This is a genomic window from Limisphaerales bacterium, from assembly GCA_014382585.1.
Taxonomy (GTDB): Bacteria; Verrucomicrobiota; Verrucomicrobiia; order Limisphaerales; family UBA1100; genus JACNJL01.
Window position 1 is genome coordinate 123,491 of sequence record JACNJL010000038.1, and the last position, 19,482, is coordinate 142,972.

Consider the following 19,482-nt stretch of genomic DNA (forward strand, 5'->3'; position numbering starts at 1 on the left):
TCACCCCAGCAAAAACCGCTCGAAGAAATTGTAAATCACCGCGTTGCTTTTTTCGTTGGGCGAATGATCGGGGCGATTGGTCATCGCGACGCGGTTTTTGACGCCGAGCAAATCATTGACGGCAATGGTGTGGTTGAGCGCTTCCCAGCGGTGCGGGCCATCCTCGGAACCGCCACTGACGAGAAATGGACGCGGGGCCATTAGCGCGTGCAGCTCGTGGAGATCGCGCTTGGCGACGAGGAGTTTGGGGTACAACCCGCGGGCGGGATTGTCCGCCGTCGGCACCCCGCGTTTGCGCCACGGCTTGGGGTGATAACCCATATACCACGGTTCCCAATAATTCACGCTCGGGCGCGTGTCGAAAACAATGCCGGGATCCGACCACGCGGCGCAGGCGAATTTCTCGAACAAGCACGACGCGAACATCGCCCACTTGCCGCCATACGAATGGCCGACGATGCCGATGCGTTTGCTGTCCACTTCCGGTCGTTGCGCGAGGACGTGCCACGCATTGGCCGCCGCGCAGCCTAGCATCGAGAGCGGCTGCACGGTGGCGTTTTTTATCGAGGGATAATACGTGGCGTAAGTGCGATTGTTCGTCGTCTCTGTACTGCCGAGCGAGAGCGCCACAAACCCGCGCCGCGCTAGTTGCAGCGCGAAATCCCGATGCGGATTTTTGCCGAGCCCAATCGCCGTTTCCGGTTCATAAAAAACCGTCACCACCGCCGGCCGTTTACCTTTGCCATCGGGAATGAGCAAATACCCCGTAGTGAATTCAACCGGCGTCCAATTAAACCGCACCTTGAGTTGCCGAAAATTTTCCCGTCGTTTCGTTTCCAAAACCTCCACCTTTGGCTCCGTAATCAACTCCGGCCACGGCCCCAACAGTCGTATCCAATCCTCGCGAAGCTCCAACCGCCGCCGCGCCCAATCCGCCGCCGTTTTCGCTTTCGATCCATCCTTAAAAACCAACGGCGACCGAAACGCCCCCAACTTCCCCCGCCACTTCGCCGGCGCCGTGAAGTACGGATCAATCGCCCCAATCACATTCGGCCGCGCCAACAACGACGGTCCCGCAAGCGCTCCCGCCGTCAGCCCCTTCAAAAACATCCGCCGATCAGTTTGAATCCGCATCGGCGAATTATAGAATCCCATTAGCCTATGTCGCGAAAATACCGCCTTTGTTTTATTGCCCGCGCTTGACAATTCACTTCCCATACGAGTCAATCAAACCGTGGACTTTGACAGAGCAAATTTGGTTATGGCCCTTGAGGTTTCTTTTGGCGTGAAGCTGTTGCTGGATGAAAACTTGAGCCACCGGCTGGTTGCGAAGTGGGCCGACAAATTTCCGGGCTCTGTGCACGTCGATGAAATTGGTCTGCGCGGCCAGCCGATTTCCGCCAGCTCAGCCTACATCACGGCCAGCCTCCCAAAGTTATTTTGCTGGGCGTTGGCAATACGGGGACCGAGCGCATCGCTGAATTAGTGATGCAAAGCTACTCACGTATTTCGGATTTTGTGAATCACCCCGAGGACTCGCTCTTGACTCTTGGAAAATTGGATTAGTGCCGCCACCGCAAATTTTCTTAAATTTGTGCTTGTATTTGCCTTTAGCCTCCTGTAGACACCGCCGCTCACGAGGTTTTCGCGCAGGCGGTTCTGTCTGTAGATTGCGAATACATTCCGATTCGGGTTAAAGGCCTGCTGTTCGGTTTGGCCTTTTAACTGAGTTAGTCGCCGAAACATTCGGCTCGTTCTTTTCCACGCGTCCGGCGGGTAGAGAGTTTATAACACGCCGGACCAGGAAAATAATGAAAGTAAACGAATACGCGCCTCGCGCGCGCAGGGGACGTAGTGTCTCCAAATCCTCCAATGGTAAATCGCGGAATTCCCGGAATCACCGGAATTCCAACTCGCGGTTTGAATCCCCCGAATCCCGTTTTGAATCCGAAGCGCGTTCTCAATCGCATTCCGAGCCGCAAAGGAAACGTCCGGAGTACAATGGCCGCCCGCGAGGCGCATTTGGCACTTTGATGCCGGAGCTGCAAAAGGCGGTCGCCGCGCAGGGTTATTCTGATCCCACTCCGATTCAGGCGGAGTGCATTCCGCATTTGCTCGATGGGCGCGACTTACTCGGCAGCGCGCAAACGGGTACCGGCAAAACGGCGGCCTTCACGCTGCCGCTCTTGCAACAGCTCGCCAGCGAACCACGCCGACCCAACAAGGGTTGCCCACGCGCGCTTATCCTTGCGCCCACCCGCGAACTTGCCGCGCAGATTGGTGACAGCCTAAAAACGTACGGTCGTTTTTTGCGTCTCGATCACACGGTCATCTTTGGCGGTGTAAACCAATTCCGCCAAGTGAACGCGCTCAAGCGCGGAGTCGATGTGCTCGTCGCCACGCCGGGCCGCTTGCTCGACTTGATGCAGCAAGGCCACATCAACTTGAACGAGGTAGAATTTTTTGTGCTCGATGAGGTGGACCGGATGCTCGATATGGGCTTCATCCCCGACATTCAGCGCGTGATCGGCAAACTACCGGCCGAACGGCAGACGTTGTTTTTCTCCGCCACCATGACGCCCAAGATGGTGCAGCTCGCCCACACGATGGTGACCGATCCGGTGCGCGTGGCCATCGCGCCCGAACAACCGGCAGTGGAACGCATCGAGCAACAGGTTTTGTTTGTCGGCCAAAAAGACAAAGACGCGCTCTTGGTCGCGTTGTTTGAAAAATTCTCCGTCGGCAAGGCACTGGTGTTCACGCAAATGAAGCATCAAGCCAATCGCGTGGTGAAATCTTTGGAAGACGCGGGCATTCGTTGCACCGCCATTCACGGCAACAAAACGCAGGCCGCACGCACACGCGCGCTGGATGGCTTCAAGCGCGGGCGCTTTCAAGTGCTCGTAGCCACGGACGTCGCCGCTCGCGGATTGGACGTCGACGACATCACGCACGTGATTAACTACGATCTGCCGATGGAAGCGGAAACCTACGTGCACCGCATCGGCCGCACCGCGCGCGCAGGAACGGACGGCAACGCCATTTCATTCTGCAGCGCGGAAGACCGCGCCTTGCTCCGCAGCATCGAGCGTCTGCTTGATCAACCCGTGCCGGCCATTATGGAACATCCCTTCCACTGCGAGCGCGCCTTCCACTCCAGCCAACCCGCCCCGAAAAACTTCGGCCGAGGCCGTGGCAACAGTGGCGGTGGTGGCGGTGGACGCCGCAATGGTGGCGGAGGAGGCAATCACCGTGGCGGACGCCCCCAATCACGCGGACGCAACAGCCCTCAAAACAGCCGAGGCCGAAGCCGGTTTAAGCGTTAACGAAAATGTAGCCCGGCCCGTTGGGCCGGGAACCCGGGCCACCGGCCCGGGCTACATTGTGCAGCTTGCCAAACTCGCATCGATGCCCGACACTTCTGGCGTTATGAAATCTTCCGGTAGCGTTGAAATCGACAAGCCCATCGAGGCGGTTTTTGAATACACCAACAACAACGTTGCCGATTGGAGCAGCATCGTGGTTGAGGACGAAGTCATTGAGGAGAAAAATGGCGGAGGCGTCGGCACGACGTTTCGCTCGGTGACGGAGGATCGCGGGCGGCGGATGGAATTCGCGGGCACGGTAACAGAGTACGAGCGCCCGACGCTGTGCACCGTGGTGTTGGTCGGCGACGCGTTTGACATCGAGGCGGCGTATCACTACGAGGCGCTGGACGAGGGCCGCACACGGGTGACGCAAAAGTCAAACGTTACGCCCAAGGGGTTCATAAAGGTTTTCTTTTTCCTGTTCGGTTGGCTGATGAAAAAAGGCGGCTGCGACGCGCAACAGCGCGAGCTGGAAAACCTCAAGCAAAAGTGCGAGGCGCTGGAGGGATGACACGATGGAATCAGCAGCAGCTTTACGCGCGGCCCGCGACGGGTTAGCTTCCCCGCCGAACAGATGATTACCGCCAACGAAGCGCTTCAGCAACTCAAGGAAGGCAACCGACGATTCGTCAATGGCGGACGCGTGGTGAAAGATCTCACCAACCGCGAGCGCCTCACCGAAGTGATGAAAGGCCAAGAGCCCTTCGCCATCGTCCTCGGCTGCTCCGATGCCCGCGTGCCGCTGGAAATCGTTTTCGACCATGGCCTCGGCGATCTCTTTGTCATTCGTGTGGCCGGCAACATCGTGGCGCCCTCGCAAGTGGGCAGCATCGAGTTTGCCGCCGAACGCTTTGGCACGCGGCTGGTCGTCGTGCTGGGCCACTCCAACTGCGGCGCCATCGCCGCCACCGTCGAGGAACTCGAAACCCCCGACGCAATCCACTCGCCCAACCTCGCCTCCATCATCAACCGCATCCGCCCCTCCGTGGAGCCTCTCTTCAATAACGGCAGCAACCGCGACCACGACGAGCTGCTGCACGACGCGATGCTCGCCAACGTCCGCGCCTCCGTCGACCAACTCCGCCACGGCTCCGCCATCCTCGAAAACCTCGTGCAAAACGACAGCCTCCAAATCGTGGGCGCCGAATATTCTGTCGAGACGGGCCAAGTAGATTTTCTTGAAAACCAGCACGAAGCCGGTTAATCCACGGGCAATCCATGCCCGACTTCGACCCCACGCCCGCCCACAAATTTTTCTCCGCCCACTGTTTCAACCGCGCGTGGGAATTCATCGACCAACCCAAACGCACGCCCGCCGAAAACGAGCAAATGATCCAGCGCACGATGACCTCGCTGTGGCACTGGACGCAACGCGAGGATTGCACCGACCAAAATCGCTCCATCGGCTACTGGCAAGCCGCCCGTGTATTTGCCTTGGCCGGCGAACCGGATAACGCCCGCAAGTACGCGAAGCTCTGCCTCGACATCACGCCCACCGACGATCCCTTCTGCCTCGGCTACGCCCACGAAGCGATGGCCCGCGCGGAGGCTTTGGCTGGCAATGCTGAGTTGGCCGATCAACATTTGGAAACCGCCACACAACTGGCCCCAAAAATCACCGAACCGGAGAATCGCAAATTGCTGGAAATCGATTTGAAGTCTCTCGCCCAATCCACTTAAACAATGAACGACACGCCCTTTACCAAAAACAAAACGTTCGCCACCCCGCGCGCGGAAGTTTGGGAAGCCATCACCGATCCCGCTCAAATGCGGCAGTGGTATTTTGAGCAAATGCCGAACTTCAAACCCGAAGTCGGTTTTGAAATTGAATTCAACGTGCGCTGCGAAGATCGTGATTTTCTACACTGCTGGAAAGTCACCGAAGTCATCACAGAAAAAAAGATCGCCTACCGCTGGCGCTACGGCGGCTACGCGGGAGATTCACTCGTCACGTGGGAACTCTCCGATGCGGGCGAAAACACACGCCTCACTTTCACCCACGCCATCCTCGCCCCCTTCCCGCCCGACGACCCCATCTTCGCCCGCGAAGGCTACGAAGCCGGCTGGAACTATTTCCTCAACGACCGCCTGCCGCCGTTTCTTGAAACGGATTAAACTCAAGCCGACGTCGACTCGGCTTTCGGCAATCGCTGCAGAGCGCGACAAAACTCATCCCCCGCCGCATCCCATTGATACAGAATACTCGGATCAATATCCGCACCATTCGGCCAAGTGATGACGCCCACTTCCGCATCCACCGCCGCCTGCCGAAACAGCGCCAAGTCCCGCAGCGGCCCGAACAAGTCGCCGTGCAGTGCGGCGTAGAATTCGCAGGCCCGCTCAAGGTCGGCCACGGGAATGTCCAGCCACACGGCGCGGTTTTTTTCGGAATTATAATCGCTCATGGGTCGCCTTTCTGGTGGGCGGGATTGTTGATGATTTCAGGCGGACTCGCAAGCTCGTCCCACCACAAAAACCACCGGCCCCCGCAATGGAGGGACGAGCCTGCGAGTCCGTGGCTGTCCCTGGCGCAAGCGGACTCGCAGGCTCGTCCCTCCATCGCGAAGCTGCCCCAAGGTAAGCGATAAGGTAACAGAAGCCAATCCTCACCGACCGGAACGCCCCGTCAACACACACCGGAAGCCGGCGCGGACGTCGCGACCACCGGGGACGGCGTCGAATCGGCGGGACGACATAAGGTTGACGGGATCGCTGCTGCCCCCAGATGCACCGCGCAACACACGGTATTCTTGAGCTGCCGGATCATACCAGTCTTCGCACCATTCCAACACGTTGCCGCCCAAGTCATGCAGCCCAAACTGGTTGGCCCCAAAGCTCCCAGCCGGTGAGGTGAAGGCAAATCCGTCGGTGTATCCTTTTATCACCGGTAATTCTTCTCCAACAGCCGCTTTGTATTTCGGCCCAAGTTTCAATTTGCACGCCGTATCTGCATAATTACCCGCCCCCTTCGGCGGCGGCCACTCTTTGCCCCATGGGTACACGCCCTTGATTCCCCTGCTCTTCGCTTTCGGCGTGTTCCCTTGCTCCTTGCCCAAGCCCACCGCCGCACTCCATTCCGCATCGGTCGGTAGCCGGTAGCGCTGATTGGCCGTTATCTTCCCCGCCGCTCGTTCCTTCCGCGTCAGCCACACGCAAAACGCATTCGCGTCGTTCCAACTCACATTCACTACCGGGTGGGACTCTTTCTGGGCAAGGCTTATCCCAAATGCCGAGGGCTCCTTCCAGCGCCCATCCCCCCCCGCATTCGCCGCCGCGTACGCCGCATAATCCTTCACCCGCGTTTCCCATATGCAAAACGAAACGTCCGTCCCAGGCACCGGAACAAACTTCATGCCCAAGGTGTTGGTAAAGGCGTTAACAAGGGCTGGCTTCTCCTCAGCCTTCTTCAGCCCGCCCGCCTTGGGTTCGCTCTTCACTTCCGGTTCCGCCGGAGTGGTTTTCTTCCCGCACCCCGCCAACACCATCGCCAATATCAAAACCAAAGAGAATTGCTTCATCCACAGAATCTACAGAAATCCAGCCTTTTGACAAGGGGTGTATTGGAGGGACGAGCCTGCGAGTCCGGTTGACACTCAACGCTTGCCGTCCCAATTGGCCCACCAGTTTTGGAAGAGCTTCAACTGATCCTCGGCGTAGCGGCGTTGGCTTTCGCTGAGGCGATCGGTGGGGTTGAAGTGATGCGTGAAATCGGTGTCGCCCTGTAACACGAGGAGGTATTTGTAATAGAGCACGAGATCCGGGCCTTCGTCGAAGACGGATAGGACGTGCAGTGCCTGCTCGAGTTCTTTGGCGTGACGCCGGGCAGTGGCGCAGCCTTCGGCCGCTTGGCCGCAGAGCTTGAGGTAATGCAGCACCTCGGCGGGCAGGCAATTGCCAATGCCGGTGATGGCGCCGCGCGCGCCGCAGTTGACGAAGCCGTGGAAGACCTGCGTGTCCACGCCAGCCATTAGCACGAGGTTGTCGTCAGTGCTGGTGATGTGTTCGGCGGCGTAACTGAGGGCATCGGCCCCGCCGAATTCCTTGAAGCCGACGAGGTTTGGAAAATCACTGCGCAGATTGAAAAATAAATCTGCCTTGGTCTCGAAGCCGTAGTAGGGGCTGTTGTAAATCACCGCGGGCAGTTCCGGCGCTGCCTCAAGGATGGCGGCGAAATGATCGCGTTGCGCGGCCGGCGAAGTGCCTCGGGAAAGGAGCCGCGGAATGACCATCAGGCCTTTGGCACCCACTGCCTGCGCGTGCGCGGCGTGGGCCACGGCCGTGCGGGTATTGACCGCGCCGGTGCCGACGATGATCGGTACCCCGGCTTCGGTCAGGGCGGTCACGCCGGCTTGGCGTTGATCATCGGTGAGCAGCGGCCAATCACCCATGGAACCGCAGTAGACGGCGGCGTTCATGCCGGCGGCGATGAGTTCGTTACCCTTGCGCACGAGGGCGTTGGTATTCGGCGTGCCCGCCTCGTCGCAGGGCGTCATGAGAGCGGGAATGCCGCCACAAAAAATCGAGCTATCCATGATTTCGGTCGCAAGGTTTTAGGGGGAGCGAGCCGTTTTGTCGATAGTTGGAGTTCGCAGCTGCATTTTTTACCACAGAGACACTGAGAACACAGTGGAATGCATGGGGTTCGATCTCTGTGCACTTTGTGTCTTAGTGGTAAATCTGGTTTCCGGCATTGACGGTTGGCGCTGACGCGGCAAGAGTTTGCCCATGACCAAGTATTTGCTCACTCCGATTCTATTGCTGGCCTTCTCCGTCAACGTTTTGGCGAAGGACAAGTATACGCCGATTTTTGACGGCAAAACGCTGAAGGGCTGGACACAGCGCAATGGGACGGCGACGTACCGCGTGGAGAATGGCGCGATTGTCGGCAAGACCAAGGAAGGCAGTCCAAATTCATTCCTCTGCTCAGACAAGCTCTACGGCGATTTTGATCTGAAGTTTGAGGTGAAGGTGGACAACGGCCTGAACAGCGGCGTGCAGATCCGCTCGCAGACCAAGGACGGCCCCAAAGGTCGCGTGAACGGGCCGCAGGTGGAGATCGAAATGAGCGGCAAAAACGGCGCGGAATCCGGATACATTTATGGCGAGGCAGCCGGTGGCTGGATGACGCCCGCTGACAAGCGCAAGCCGCACAAGCATTTCAAGGACGGCCAATGGAACGCCTACCGCGTAGTGGCCAAGGGCGCGCACATTCAGGTGTGGATTAACGGCGCGCAGATTTCCGACCTCGTGCATGAGGAGAAATTCAAGAGCCATCCCAAGGGGTTCATTGGCCTGCAAGTGCACGGCATTCGCAAAGGCAGCGGGCCCTTCGAGGTGAGCTGGCGTAACTTGGGCATCATCGAACTGAAGTAACCTTTAAGACCTCGACCATGAAAAAGTTTTTCCTCATCGCATTCCTCGGGCTTGCCACGCTGGTGCAGGCGGACGACCAGGGCTGGGTCACGCTCTACAACGGCAAAGACCTCACCGGCTGGCAGACCACCGGCAATTGGCTCCCGCAACAGGACGGTTCCCTGCTCATCAAACCGCGCAAAGGGGAACGTGGCTGGCAACGCTACAGCGCCTACCTCTGGAGCGAGAAAAAGTACAAGGACTTCGTCCTGCACGTGGAATACAAGTACCCGCCCAAGGGCAATAGCGGCATTCACTTCCGCGTAGGCGACCTGAAAAACCCGGTGCACACGGGCATCGAGGCGCAGGTGCTTGATTCGTACGGCAAAAAGAAAGTGGGCCCGCACGATCACGGCGGCATCATCCGCACGGTGGGCGCGTCCAAAAACATGTCCAAGAAACCCGGCGAATGGAACACCATGATCGTCACCTGCAAAGGGTCCCACCTGAAAGTAACCCTGAACGGCGAACAGATCGTGGATGTGCAACTCGACAAAACCCCGATGAAAGATCGCCCGCTCGAGGGCTACATCGGCCTGCAGGATCACGGCGAGCCGAACAACCTCCACTTCCGCAACATCAAGATCAAAGAACTGAAATGAGCGATCCGGTTCAAAACCCGCCCGCCAACATGCCCCGCATCATCGCCGGGGTGTACTACAACGATTCCAAGACCGGGCTGGAGTTTCTGGAAAACGCATTTGGTTTCAAAGCCCGCTGCAAATACCCCGGCCCGGATGGCCAGATCATGCACTCCGAGCTGGAGCTGGAAGACGGCCTCATCTTCGTCGGCCAAGCCTGCCAGGAAAATCTCTGCAGCCCCGCCGCCGTGGACGGCAACAACACCATCAGCCTCTACGTGTATGTGAAGGACGTAGACGCCCACTGCGAACACGCCCGAGCTAACGGCGCGGAGATTGTGGCTGAACCCACCGACCAATTTTACGGCGACCGGCACTACACCGCCAAGGACCCCGAAGGCCGACTCTGGACCTTCGGCCAGCACGTCCGCGACGTCTCCGAAGAAGAATGCCTCGAAGCCATGAAGCAAATGGGCGGCGGAGAGTGAGCCTCACCCTGCGAAGGGATCCAAAAATCGCACCCCGGTCTCAGCCAAGTCCTTGGTGTTGCGCGTCACGAAAATCAATCCGTGCACATTAGCTGTGGCGGCCATAAGACTATCGGCCACGGGTAAGGGACGCATGGCGTTGAGGCGGCCCCACTCCACGGCAATCATCGAAGTAACGGGGAGGATGCGGTTTTCATATCGCTGGTGGATATTTTGCAGCCATATTTCTAAATGTTTGGCGGTAGCCGGATCGCGCGGCTTCAAGCGGTCAATGCCGTTGCGGATTTCAACCAAAGCCAAGACGCTTATCCAAAGGTTTGCCGCATCCACAGGTTCAACCCACCGCGCCACTGCTGAATCGCAGCGACGGCCTTTGCGCATTTCGGACAGGACGTTTGTATCGAGCAGATACACAACCTAATCGGAAAAGTCTATCTCCCTCATTTTGTCCTTTGCTCTAGGAAATTCCACATCCACGTCAGTGGCGCAGCCAAACATCAGGAATTCTTTGAAATTCTCCTCGGGCTTAGGGGCGTTCTCGTTCTCGGCATTCCGCAAAATTCGTCGATGCTCTTCCTCGGCGGAAACACCGTTTTTGGCGGCGCGTTCGCGGAGTTTTTGCGCGACTTCATCCTCGAGGTTTCTAACGATTAACTGGGCCATGGGGATAATATGATATCACTTGTCAAGGGGGAGAATGGCGGAAAACTTGGGTTTTGGTAGGGCGTGCCTCCGATCAAGTCGCCGTAACCCGGATCGGTGATCCGGGGCCTGGGCCACCGGCCCGGGCTACATTGGGGTGTTTCAGAGAAACCGCTCAACCCTCACCCCCGGGCCAGCGGCCCGGGCTACATTGCTTCTAGTTTTTCTGATGCTTGTTCCCACTCGGGCGTTAGGCTGTCGAGGGTGGTTTGGGCTTGGGTTAACTCACGGTTGATGGTCATGGCGAGGCCGGGGTTTTCGTAGGTTTCGGGGTCTTCCAAATCGGCGGTGAGTTTTGTGATTTTGGATTCGGCGGTTTGGATTTCTTTTTCGAGGCGTTGGACTTCTTTTTCGATGGTGCGGCGGCCCCGGCTCTTGGCGTTGCGGGCTTCGGCTTCGGCGCGTTTGCGGGCGCGTTGGTCGCCTTTGCTGACTGCGGCGACGGGGGCGTTGGCGGGATTTTTGGCCACAGCTTGGGCGCCGCCGGTGAGGCCGGCGCGGGCGGTTTCGGCGTGGGTCTTTTGCAAATAATAATCGTACCCGCCGGGGAAGTTGCGCAGGCGACCGGCGTTGACGTGGACGGTTTGCTCGGAAATCAATCGGATAAAATGGACGTCGTGGCTGATAAACACAAGCGTACCTTCGTATTGTTTGAGCGCGGCGATGAGGGCATCGATGCTGGCGATGTCGAGGTGGGTGGTGGGTTCGTCCATCAACAATAGATTGGGCGGATCGAGCAAGAGTTTCACCAACGCGAGCCGGCTTTTTTCACCGCCACTGAGGACGCCGACGCGCTTGAATACGTCATCGCCACGAAAGAGGAATGAGCCGAGCACGGTGCGGGCGTGTTCTTCGGTGAGGCGTTCGGGCGTGTCGAGCGCTTCCTCGAGGACGGTGGCGCTGGCGTTGAGTACGTCCACGCGGTTTTGCGAAAAGTAACCGCTCTTGCAATTGTGCCCGGGGAGGTGCTGACCGGCTTGGGGCGTGAGCACACCGGCAAGGAGTTTTAACAGCGTCGATTTGCCCGCGCCGTTGGGGCCCACGAGGACGGTGCGTTGGCCGCGCTCGATTTCGATTTCCATTCCGCGGTACACCTCGTTGTCGCCGTAAGCGAAGTCGATGCCTTTGAGCGTGAGCACGCGTTGACCGCTGCGCTCGGGTTGCGGAAAGCGGAAGCCCTTCATCCGGCGCTCCTCGCCTTGCGGCGCGTCCACCATCGCGGCCTTCATTCGGTCGATTTGCTTTTGCTTACTCTTGGCTTGGGTAGCCTTGGTGTTCTTCGCGCCAAAACGATCAACGAATGTTTGAAGATGATCAATCTGCCGCTGCTGATTTTTGTGCGCGGCGAGTTGTTGGTTTTCGTGCGCGTCGCGTTGTTGCAAAAATGAATCGTAATTTCCCGTCCACCGAAACAACCGCTCGCGGCGAATCTCCAGGATGCCGTGTACGAGTTGGTTGATAAATTCGCGGTCGTGAGAAATCATCAAAATCGCGCCGGGATAATTTTTCAAATACTCCTGCACCCAAATCAACGCCTCGAGATCGAGATGGTTCGTCGGCTCATCGAGCATGAGCAAGTCTGGCTCCTGCACCAGCAACCGGCCGAGATGCGCGCGCATCACCCAGCCACCACTCATCTCACGCGCGGGGCGATCGTGATCGCTGTCGCGAAAGCTCAATCCCGCAAGAATGCGCTTCGCCTTGGCCTCGATCTGTGCGCCGCCCTTTTCGTTGTACAGCTCGTACTCCTCCGGCTCCACGTGTTCGCCGCGCAACATTTTACCGCGAGCAGCCAGAAATTCCGGTGAGAAGGACAGCGCCAATTCCAACACCGTGCCATCCCCCACTGGCAAACTTTCCTGCGGCAAAAAACCGAGATCCAAATCGCGAAGGCGTTCCACCTTGCCTTTGTCCACTGATTCCTCGCCGAGAATGAGATTGAAGAGCGTGGATTTCCCCGCGCCATTGGGCCCCACAAGCCCGAGGCGATCGCCACGATTCAGCTGCAACGAAGCCTCGCTAAACAGCGTGCGCCCGCCAAATGATTTTTCCACTCCCGCCAACGTCAACATAAAGCCGCGCAAGATGCGCAAATCAGAGCTTCACGGCAAGGTAAAGTTGACGGAAACAAGTTGTCCCGCCGGGAGAGTGTGAAAAATGCGCGTAAATTATTTTGGGGTTCTTACAATATCTATGACACTATTTCGATATGTCACCTCGTCAATCACCTTTCCGTTGGCATCGACTGATATAAAACAAAGAGCCTCTTCATCCCCAGATAATTGTGCTAAACTTATAAATTTTATGTTTATCCATCCAGGCTCATTCATTTTAAGGTTTGCAATAGTTGCACGTTTTTTTCCGTCAACAGTTAATACCCATACTGCTACAGAACTCTTAACTTTACCCAAATCATCAATTGACTCAAGGCTTCCGGCTGAGTTTAACTCAAGAGATAGAACCTCCCCTGTGCGCGTGTGGTTAATTTCCGAATAGGAGCGCCCAATAAAGTCGGGCTTGCCCACTCTCTTCAACACTTCACCGAATACTTCCCGTTTCTTGATTGTCTTAATTTTTACCAAGTCATTCGTACACACAAGATATTGAGGACGCAGTAATCTATTAGCATTATATCGCCCCCCTTCAAATCCACCAGAAACTGCAATCGGGAATTTTTTTGATAACGGTAAAAGTTTTTTTTGTTTTTTTAATATCTCAATAGTATACAGATGCGTTAGAACCGGAAACGCCACATCAAAACTTTCTAATTGTTTTGCTGTGTCAAAATGTGTTTTTTCAGCAAGCGAGCCAAAATCAAATGCTCCATTTGGCTTCGCCAACTCAGGAAAAGCTTGCAAAAAGTTTGCCTTAAAATGAGAACATTGCTTATGTTGTTCTTTTGTAAACAGTTGATCTTCAGCATAAATCGTAAATATGCCAGAAGCAAGCAGCGTAATTAGTTGCGCGCATATTTTCAAAATCATTTCCTTCTGGTTAACTTATCCTTGACCCCCTTTACAACCCTATCCCTCAAAAGCGAGACGTTGAAATTTTCGAAGTACTGACCCGAAAATATTGATAAATCTCCTTCAAGTGGTGTAATATATTTTTTTTCGCAATCCGATACAACCGCCCCAATGCACGTCCATGTCACATCCTTATCATTGCCCCATTCGACCGTACTCGTATTTAGAGCCTTTCGCAAATCAAACAAGATGTGCGTGTTTGCCATCTCCATTGCAGTTTTCAATTTTAATCCTCTATGCTTAAATAATTTTCCTAAAACCCTCAAACCGCTCTCATATTCACCAAATCCTTCAGCCAAGTTTACTGCATCATAAAAAGCCTGATTATTGGCAATTACTTTTTTTGTGTTCTCCCATTCTAACCCCTTTATATTTCCTTCGTTCAGGTAAAGAAACATTGGATCCATGAATTCCATTACCAGTTCATTCAGCCACTGAATAAGTTCCGGCTTTCCGCCACCACACTCACCCTTGCATAAATCTTCTAGGATGCAAAGCTGGGTCTTGAGAAATAGTTCTCGAACATCATCTTCAAGGCCCTTATCAACAAAAACTTTGAGCTTCTTAGCTGCATCACAAATTGGCTCGAAAGTGATTTTGCCTTTTTCATCTTGGAATATGAAGAAAAGTGCCTCACCTGGAATTTCAGGGTCGATCCACACTGTTTCAAGTCGTTCGTATAAATCATTTGTCTGATTCCACAACATATGGCTTTTTTCTTGACTGTACATCAAACTAAGCCATCCATGAAAGGCAACCAAATCCACATCAGACAGCCATGAATAACTCTCCGGCAAGCTGTCGGCAAATGAGAATGCGGCTTCATCAGTTGATGAAATTTGAAAATTATTGACGTCACCTAGTGCTCCCCCCTCAAACAAAGCTACAAACATTTCGAACTCAATAATCACTTCTTCCATTTCATCCATAGTGTCTTCATCCGCCCAAAAAAAGTATCCCTGAGTGAAGTTTTCTCGATCAGTATTGCTCGCATAGCAGGAAGGTGTCGATTGAACCTGAGAACTGCTTACAGTCCATACGAACAAGCATAGATAAATGATGTTTTTCATAGTATTGGTGACACGCAAAATTCAACTACGACTCACCCACACTGTAAATATATATCTTATTTTCCTTTAATCAAAATTATGGAAACAGATTTGCCGCGCCGGTTATTCTCGCGGCTTCACCGGCACGTGGGCTTCATTCATTAGGGCGGATATTTGGGCGGCGCGGTCGGGGTTGGATTTGGCGAGGTCGTTTTTTTCGTAGGGATCGGTGGCGAGGTTGAAGAGTTCGAGTGGTTTGCCTACGGGACGGTAGGCTTTCCAGTTGCCGGTGCGGAGGGCTTGGGAGCGGATCTTGCTCGCGCCGGTGCAGAATTCAAAATACAGATAATCGTGCTTGGCTTGTTTCTTCGATGCACCGCGCAGCGTGGGCACAAATGAAATGCCGTCGTTTTGTTTGGGGACGGGTTGACCAATGAGCTCGCACATCGTGGGCAGGATATCCTGAAACCCGCTGAGGTGCGTGGTGGTGCCGGGGGTAATGACGCCGGGCCAGCGGGCGAGCATCGGGGTGCGAATGCCGCCCTCGTGCATGTCGCGTTTGTGCCCGCGCAGGTTGCCGGTGGAGTTCCAGAATTTCGGGTCGTGCCCGCCTTCCAAGTGCGCGCCGTTGTCGCTGGCGAACATCACCAGCGTGTTGTCGTCGATGCCCAGTTCCGCAAGCAACGCGAGTACCGCGCCCACTTCGTTATCAAGGTGCTCCATCATCGCGGCAAAGCCCGCGATCGGGTTCACCACATCCGGACACGGCTCCCCGCCCGCGCCGTACTTGCCGATCTTCTTATCGAATTGCGGAAACACTTTGCGCCATTTTTCATGCAGCTCCTTCGGCGCATGCATTGCCGCGTGCGGGATGGCGGTGGGGATGTAACAAAAAAACGGTTCCTTTGCCGCCGCGCTGCGCCGAATAAAATCGCGCGCGTGCTCCATGAGTGGCGTGTGAATGTACGTGCCCTTTTTCAGCGAAACCTCTTTGCCATTGTGCACCGCGGTGGTGGGATAATACGTGTGGGCGATCACCTGACTTTTCCAGCCATAATATTCATCAAACCCGTGGCTCAATGGATTGCTCGCGCCCGGAATATGCGTGTGGCCGAGGCCCCATTTGCCAAAGGCCCCTGTGCGATAACCTGCCGCCTTGAACACCTCCGGCAGCACCGTCATCTTCGCATCCAACGCCGCTTCGTTTTCGTTGCCAACATTGCCGCGCACATAACAATGGCCCGAGTGCTGGCCGGTCATCAACACCGCGCGGCTCGGCGTGCAAACGGTGTTGCCCGAATAATGCGCCGTAAACTTCAAGCCCTCCTTCGCGAGCCGATCGATGTGCGGCGTCTTAAATTTCTTCTGCCCGTAACACGACAAATCCCCGTAACCCAAATCATCAGCAAGAATGTAAATGACATTGGGCTTCCCCGCCGCGTGAGCAGAAGGCGTGACACATTGCGAAATCAAAAAGAGCGCAGCAAATAGAGTTTTCATCGGCGGAAGTGTACCGCCAGCCTTTCATTCACACACGCAAAAACTCACTTCACCGGCCAATCCCTCAGGGGAAATGGATCGTCGAGCCGTACCATTTCTTTGTGCAGTAGCGCTTCCATTTCTTTGCGTTTGGCGGCGCACTTCGGATTGCGGGCGCGGATGTGCACCCCGTACTGACCACCTACGGTTTTTCTGGTAACCGGTCGCCATTGGCATCGTGAAACCAGATTACATCCGGCCCCAACTCCGCCGCCCAGACGCCGATGGCGCTCGCGAATAGTGCAACACAAAGTCTCATCACGCACCGAGTGTGAATGGCAACGCCCCCACAGGCGAGCCGGAATCCGCGCTCACGGCTTGGGCTGATCCCACAGACGGTAGGGGTCGTGCAGGCGCTTCATTTCCTGGAGCAGCAGCGCCTCCATCTCCTTGCGTTTGGCGGCGAATTTCGGATTATCCGCCAGATTAAACGCCGCCGGATTCGGCTCGGAAAACGGGCGCAGGGCATGGTGTTCCCGAATGAGCTCATGCGGGTTTTCTTTGAGATTAAACAGCTGCGTCTGGCGCACCGTACCGTCCATCACGTCGTACTTGATCAGCTTCCAATCGCCGCGCCGCACGCTGCGCATGCCCGGCTTGGTGCCGCCGCTATACACGCCGAAGAGTGTCTCGCGAATCGTCTGCGCGCGCCCCATCAGCACCGGCTCCAGGCTGATGCCTTCGTTGGTGGCCGGTGGCTGGATGCCCGCAAGGCTGCACAGCGTGGCCAACGTATCGAGCAGGTACACATTCCCTTGCGCGCGGCTGCCCGGCTTGATGCCCGGTCCTTTCACGACCAACGGCACGCGCCAGGTGTGCTCGTACAAATTCTGTTTCCCCTGCAAACCGTGCCGGCCAATGGCCATGCCGTGATCGGCGGTGTACACGATGTAGGTGTTGTCCAGCTCGCCCACCGCCTTGAGCTTGGCGAGGACGCGGCCGATTTGTTGGTCGATGTATTCGCTGCAGGCAAACTGCCGGCCAATCTCGTTGCGGAGGGTGCGTTCATCGCGGCGTTCCCACACGCCGGGCACTTTGACCTCATCGCGCAGGCCGGGATGGCCATCGGGGAATGGATGCTTGGGCAGATAATTGATGGGCAACTGCGGTTGCTTCGCATTGGCCGGCGGCACGGTGTCGCGGTCGCGGTGATTGACCGCGCCGTATTTTTTCAACAACTCCGGAGTGCCGTCGCGCACATCGTGCGGATGCGAAAAGCCGAAGTAGATCAGAAACGGATCGGCATCCTTGGCCTGTTCGCGGGTGTTCAAATAATCCAGCACCCGTTCGGCGTGCCATGCGCTGCCGGTCTCCGCTGTGCCGCCGCGCTTGGTGGCATCGTGCACCACGGTGAATTGTTTATTGGCACCATCAAAGCTGTTACCGCGTTTGCAGGTGCGCATGGTGGCGTAGCCGGCCCGATTAAACACGGCGGCCAAGGTGTGTTGCACGAGATTGGGCGGCACCCGCGTGGGATCGAGCGCATTCGGATTGGCGGGCGGCTTGCGAAAGGGGCGATCGGGAATATGCCAAACCGTGCGGCCGCTCATGATCATATGCCGCGACGCGGTGCACACCGCGCCCACCCAAGCGCCCATTTGATACGCGCCATCGATCACCATGCCTTCGGCGGCCAGCTGTTCAATGACCGGCGCATCCAGCTGGCTTTGTCGGTTGTAGAATTTGAAATCAAACGGCGACTGATCGTCGACAATGATGTAGAGGATATTCGGCCGCTTCAGTTTTTGATCAGCGCCGGCCGCGAAGGCCAGGCCCAATGCGGCCACCAGCAGGAGGGGGAGTTGTTTCATGGGTGATTATTGGGGTAACCGCGCACGCAATTGCTTGAGCAATGCCGCGGCTTGTTCGGGTTGAGTCTTGGCTCGGTTCTGCGTTTCCCCGGCGGGCGTGGTGTGATCGTACAGTTCAAGGGAGCCATCCCGATGCGCGATCAGCCGATGCGAATCCGTGCGGATGGTTTGCGCGTTGCCTTTGTATGCAAAAGCCGGATGCCCTTGGGCGGCGGGATCGGCCAAGATGGGCATGAGCGATTGGCCGTTGAGACCGGCGGGCGGCTTGAGACCGGTGAGTTCGCAGAGGGTCGGGAAAATATCAAGGGTCTCCACCATCGCTTGGGTGGACTTGCCGGCGGCGGCCATTTTGGGAACGGAGATGATGAGCGGCGAATGCAGAGATTCCTCGAAGAGCGCGTGCTTGCCCCAAATGGCGTGTTCGCCCAAGTGCCAGCCGTGATCGCCCCAAAGCACGATGATGGTGTTGTCGCGCAGTTTCAAGTGATCCAAGCGTTCCAGTAACCGGCCCACCAACGCATCGGCGTAAGTCACACATCCGGCGTAATGTTTGCGCACTTCAAGGGCAAACTCCGCGTCGGTGTTGGGGTTGCGCTTCCAGCGGTTGTATTTCATGAACTCGCCGGAGCCGTGCCACGTGGTCTTGCCCTCGGGCTTGGCCGGATGCGGCGTGGCGGGGAGCGTGGCGTTGGCATACGGTTTCATGTATTGGGCCGGCGTACCAAAGGGCAGGTGCGGACGGATGATGCCCACCGCCAAGAAGAAGGGTTTGCTGTCCTTGGCCAACACGTCCATTTGCTTCAAAGCCTCATCGGTGATCAGGCCATCGGGGTAGGCGGAGTCCGGTCCATCGAATGCTTGAAACAAATCCATGTCCTTGGCGTTCTTGCGAATCTCGCCATTGGCCAACCCGTGCATGGCGCCGCGCGGATGTTGCCAGGGCCCGGCCGGCAACAGATGGCGCGTCCAGGCGCCGGGCATTTCCGGTTTGGCCTCCTCATCCCAATCGCGTCCACCGCGGCCGCCGGGATGATGGCTCACTTTGCCGACCGACACGGTGGTGTAGCCGTGTTGGCGAAACCAACCGGGAAAACTCGTGCCCTTGATTTTGTCAAAATTCTGGAAGAGCGCGCCATTATGCGTCGGCCCGTAACGTCCCGTGAGCAGCGTGTAGCGCGAGGCTCCGCAGGTGGGCGCCTGCACATAGTGCCGATGAAACGCCCGACCGCGGCCGGCCAAGCCATCAATGTTCGGGGAGTGAATGTAATTCGCACCAAAGCACTTGAGCTCCGGCCGCAAGTCATCCACGCAGATCAAGAGGACGTTTGGCCGACGCTCAATGGACTTGGCCGACACCCAAAGCGGACACACCGCCACCAGAAAGAAAAGAAGCCTACACATCGTGAGCCCGGAGGGTGACAGATGCGGGCGATGAATTCCAGACACGGATTTCACGAATAACACGGATCAAGAAAACCCGCGCCGGGAGGGGCGAGTTCCACCTCG

General features: G+C 56.6%; 20 protein-coding genes and 1 pseudogene. 9 read left to right on the top strand and 12 right to left on the bottom strand.

Features of this window, described 5'->3' with window-relative positions; genetic code table 11:
• Window positions 1-1,134, bottom strand: a complete 1,134-nt coding sequence (locus H8E27_08285) for a prolyl oligopeptidase family serine peptidase (protein ID MBC8325609.1) — start codon at window positions 1,132-1,134, stop codon at window positions 1-3.
• A gap of 151 nt (window positions 1,135-1,285) precedes the next feature.
• Here H8E27_08285 and H8E27_08290 point away from each other — a divergent pair.
• The 6 genes and pseudogenes from H8E27_08290 to H8E27_08315 all read left to right on the top strand — a co-directional run bounded on the left by H8E27_08290 (window position 1,286) and on the right by H8E27_08315 (window position 5,483).
• A pseudogene (locus H8E27_08290) lies at window positions 1,286-1,566 on the top strand (DUF5615 family PIN-like protein).
• Window positions 1,567-1,811: 245 nt separating this feature from the next.
• On the top strand, window positions 1,812-3,326 hold the full coding sequence (locus H8E27_08295) for a DEAD/DEAH box helicase (GenBank protein MBC8325610.1): 1,515 nt from the start codon (window positions 1,812-1,814) through the stop codon (window positions 3,324-3,326).
• Window positions 3,327-3,408: 82 nt separating this feature from the next.
• A complete protein-coding gene (locus tag H8E27_08300; GenBank protein ID MBC8325611.1) occupies window positions 3,409-3,879 on the top strand; it encodes an SRPBCC family protein in 471 nt (156 codons plus the stop codon).
• 63 nt (window positions 3,880-3,942) lie between these two features.
• Entirely contained in the window at window positions 3,943-4,572 is a 630-nt protein-coding gene (locus tag H8E27_08305; GenBank protein ID MBC8325612.1) for a carbonic anhydrase, read from the top strand.
• A gap of 14 nt (window positions 4,573-4,586) precedes the next feature.
• Window positions 4,587-5,048: a hypothetical protein gene (locus H8E27_08310; protein ID MBC8325613.1), complete on the top strand. Its 462-nt coding sequence runs from the start codon at window positions 4,587-4,589 to the stop codon at window positions 5,046-5,048.
• Between the two features lie 3 nt (window positions 5,049-5,051).
• Window positions 5,052-5,483 (top strand): SRPBCC domain-containing protein, encoded by a 432-nt coding sequence (locus tag H8E27_08315; GenBank protein MBC8325614.1) that lies wholly within the window; start codon window positions 5,052-5,054, stop codon window positions 5,481-5,483.
• A gap of 2 nt (window positions 5,484-5,485) precedes the next feature.
• On the opposite strand, the gene H8E27_08320 is transcribed toward H8E27_08315, so the two are convergent.
• From H8E27_08320 to H8E27_08330, 3 genes are all read right to left on the bottom strand, one after another.
• Entirely contained in the window at window positions 5,486-5,773 is a 288-nt protein-coding gene (locus H8E27_08320; GenBank protein MBC8325615.1) for a DUF2442 domain-containing protein, read from the bottom strand.
• A gap of 201 nt (window positions 5,774-5,974) precedes the next feature.
• On the bottom strand, window positions 5,975-6,886 hold the full coding sequence (locus tag H8E27_08325) for an SUMF1/EgtB/PvdO family nonheme iron enzyme (protein MBC8325616.1): 912 nt from the start codon (window positions 6,884-6,886) through the stop codon (window positions 5,975-5,977).
• Window positions 6,887-6,961: 75 nt separating this feature from the next.
• Complete coding sequence (locus H8E27_08330; GenBank protein ID MBC8325617.1) at window positions 6,962-7,900, bottom strand: dihydrodipicolinate synthase family protein; 939 nt, start codon at window positions 7,898-7,900, stop codon at window positions 6,962-6,964.
• A gap of 193 nt (window positions 7,901-8,093) precedes the next feature.
• Between H8E27_08330 and H8E27_08335 the strand changes: the two genes are divergently transcribed.
• From H8E27_08335 to H8E27_08345, 3 genes are read left to right on the top strand one after another with little or no spacing between them, the layout of a single operon-like run.
• Window positions 8,094-8,741, top strand: a complete 648-nt coding sequence (locus H8E27_08335; protein MBC8325618.1) for a DUF1080 domain-containing protein — start codon at window positions 8,094-8,096, stop codon at window positions 8,739-8,741.
• Between the two features lie 17 nt (window positions 8,742-8,758).
• On the top strand, window positions 8,759-9,382 hold the full coding sequence (locus tag H8E27_08340; GenBank protein MBC8325619.1) for a DUF1080 domain-containing protein: 624 nt from the start codon (window positions 8,759-8,761) through the stop codon (window positions 9,380-9,382).
• Window positions 9,379-9,849 carry a VOC family protein gene (locus tag H8E27_08345; protein MBC8325620.1) on the top strand — a complete coding sequence of 157 codons (471 nt, stop codon included), beginning with the start codon at window positions 9,379-9,381 and terminating at the stop codon, window positions 9,847-9,849. The genes H8E27_08340 and H8E27_08345 overlap by 4 nt, the downstream gene beginning before the upstream one ends.
• A gap of 3 nt (window positions 9,850-9,852) precedes the next feature.
• Here H8E27_08345 and H8E27_08350 read toward each other — a convergent pair whose 3' ends face one another.
• The 8 genes from H8E27_08350 to H8E27_08385 form a co-directional block, all read right to left on the bottom strand.
• Complete coding sequence (locus H8E27_08350; protein ID MBC8325621.1) at window positions 9,853-10,230, bottom strand: type II toxin-antitoxin system VapC family toxin; 378 nt, start codon at window positions 10,228-10,230, stop codon at window positions 9,853-9,855.
• 36 nt (window positions 10,231-10,266) lie between these two features.
• Window positions 10,267-10,512, bottom strand: a complete 246-nt coding sequence (locus H8E27_08355) for a DNA-binding protein (GenBank protein MBC8325622.1) — start codon at window positions 10,510-10,512, stop codon at window positions 10,267-10,269.
• A 185-nt stretch (window positions 10,513-10,697) separates the two neighbouring features.
• Window positions 10,698-12,623: an ABC-F family ATP-binding cassette domain-containing protein gene (locus H8E27_08360; GenBank protein MBC8325623.1), complete on the bottom strand. Its 1,926-nt coding sequence runs from the start codon at window positions 12,621-12,623 to the stop codon at window positions 10,698-10,700.
• Window positions 12,624-12,719: 96 nt separating this feature from the next.
• Entirely contained in the window at window positions 12,720-13,535 is an 816-nt protein-coding gene (locus H8E27_08365; GenBank protein ID MBC8325624.1) for a hypothetical protein, read from the bottom strand.
• Window positions 13,532-14,647, bottom strand: coding sequence for a hypothetical protein (locus H8E27_08370; GenBank protein MBC8325625.1), 1,116 nt, complete (start codon window positions 14,645-14,647; stop codon window positions 13,532-13,534). The genes H8E27_08365 and H8E27_08370 overlap by 4 nt, the downstream gene beginning before the upstream one ends.
• A gap of 102 nt (window positions 14,648-14,749) precedes the next feature.
• Complete coding sequence (locus H8E27_08375) at window positions 14,750-16,126, bottom strand: arylsulfatase (GenBank protein MBC8325626.1); 1,377 nt, start codon at window positions 16,124-16,126, stop codon at window positions 14,750-14,752.
• Between the two features lie 350 nt (window positions 16,127-16,476).
• Window positions 16,477-17,976: a sulfatase-like hydrolase/transferase gene (locus H8E27_08380; protein ID MBC8325627.1), complete on the bottom strand. Its 1,500-nt coding sequence runs from the start codon at window positions 17,974-17,976 to the stop codon at window positions 16,477-16,479.
• Window positions 17,977-17,982: 6 nt separating this feature from the next.
• Entirely contained in the window at window positions 17,983-19,377 is a 1,395-nt protein-coding gene (locus H8E27_08385) for a sulfatase (protein MBC8325628.1), read from the bottom strand.
• Window positions 19,378-19,482 lie beyond the last annotated feature (105 nt).

Excerpts from the sequence above, each read along its gene's own strand:
- H8E27_08355 (MBC8325622.1), bottom strand. The coding sequence starts at position 10,512 with ATGGCCCAGTTAATCGTTAGAAACCTCGAGGATGAAGTCGCGCAAAAA.
- H8E27_08375 (MBC8325626.1), bottom strand. The coding sequence starts at position 16,126 with ATGAAAACTCTATTTGCTGCGCTCTTTTTGATTTCGCAATGTGTCACG.
- H8E27_08360 (MBC8325623.1), bottom strand. The coding sequence starts at position 12,623 with ATGTTGACGTTGGCGGGAGTGGAAAAATCATTTGGCGGGCGCACGCTG.
- H8E27_08320 (MBC8325615.1), bottom strand. The coding sequence starts at position 5,773 with ATGAGCGATTATAATTCCGAAAAAAACCGCGCCGTGTGGCTGGACATT.
- H8E27_08325 (MBC8325616.1), bottom strand. The coding sequence starts at position 6,886 with ATGAAGCAATTCTCTTTGGTTTTGATATTGGCGATGGTGTTGGCGGGG.
- H8E27_08295 (MBC8325610.1), top strand. The coding sequence starts at position 1,812 with ATGAAAGTAAACGAATACGCGCCTCGCGCGCGCAGGGGACGTAGTGTC.
- H8E27_08340 (MBC8325619.1), top strand. The coding sequence starts at position 8,759 with ATGAAAAAGTTTTTCCTCATCGCATTCCTCGGGCTTGCCACGCTGGTG.
- H8E27_08385 (MBC8325628.1), bottom strand. The coding sequence starts at position 19,377 with ATGTGTAGGCTTCTTTTCTTTCTGGTGGCGGTGTGTCCGCTTTGGGTG.
- H8E27_08330 (MBC8325617.1), bottom strand. The coding sequence starts at position 7,900 with ATGGATAGCTCGATTTTTTGTGGCGGCATTCCCGCTCTCATGACGCCC.
- H8E27_08350 (MBC8325621.1), bottom strand. The coding sequence starts at position 10,230 with ATGCGCAAAGGCCGTCGCTGCGATTCAGCAGTGGCGCGGTGGGTTGAA.
- H8E27_08335 (MBC8325618.1), top strand. The coding sequence starts at position 8,094 with ATGACCAAGTATTTGCTCACTCCGATTCTATTGCTGGCCTTCTCCGTC.
- H8E27_08310 (MBC8325613.1), top strand. The coding sequence starts at position 4,587 with ATGCCCGACTTCGACCCCACGCCCGCCCACAAATTTTTCTCCGCCCAC.
- H8E27_08370 (MBC8325625.1), bottom strand. The coding sequence starts at position 14,647 with ATGAAAAACATCATTTATCTATGCTTGTTCGTATGGACTGTAAGCAGT.
- H8E27_08285 (MBC8325609.1), bottom strand. The coding sequence starts at position 1,134 with ATGCGGATTCAAACTGATCGGCGGATGTTTTTGAAGGGGCTGACGGCG.
- H8E27_08300 (MBC8325611.1), top strand. The coding sequence starts at position 3,409 with ATGCCCGACACTTCTGGCGTTATGAAATCTTCCGGTAGCGTTGAAATC.
- H8E27_08305 (MBC8325612.1), top strand. The coding sequence starts at position 3,943 with ATGATTACCGCCAACGAAGCGCTTCAGCAACTCAAGGAAGGCAACCGA.
- H8E27_08365 (MBC8325624.1), bottom strand. The coding sequence starts at position 13,535 with ATGATTTTGAAAATATGCGCGCAACTAATTACGCTGCTTGCTTCTGGC.
- H8E27_08315 (MBC8325614.1), top strand. The coding sequence starts at position 5,052 with ATGAACGACACGCCCTTTACCAAAAACAAAACGTTCGCCACCCCGCGC.
- H8E27_08345 (MBC8325620.1), top strand. The coding sequence starts at position 9,379 with ATGAGCGATCCGGTTCAAAACCCGCCCGCCAACATGCCCCGCATCATC.
- H8E27_08380 (MBC8325627.1), bottom strand. The coding sequence starts at position 17,976 with ATGAAACAACTCCCCCTCCTGCTGGTGGCCGCATTGGGCCTGGCCTTC.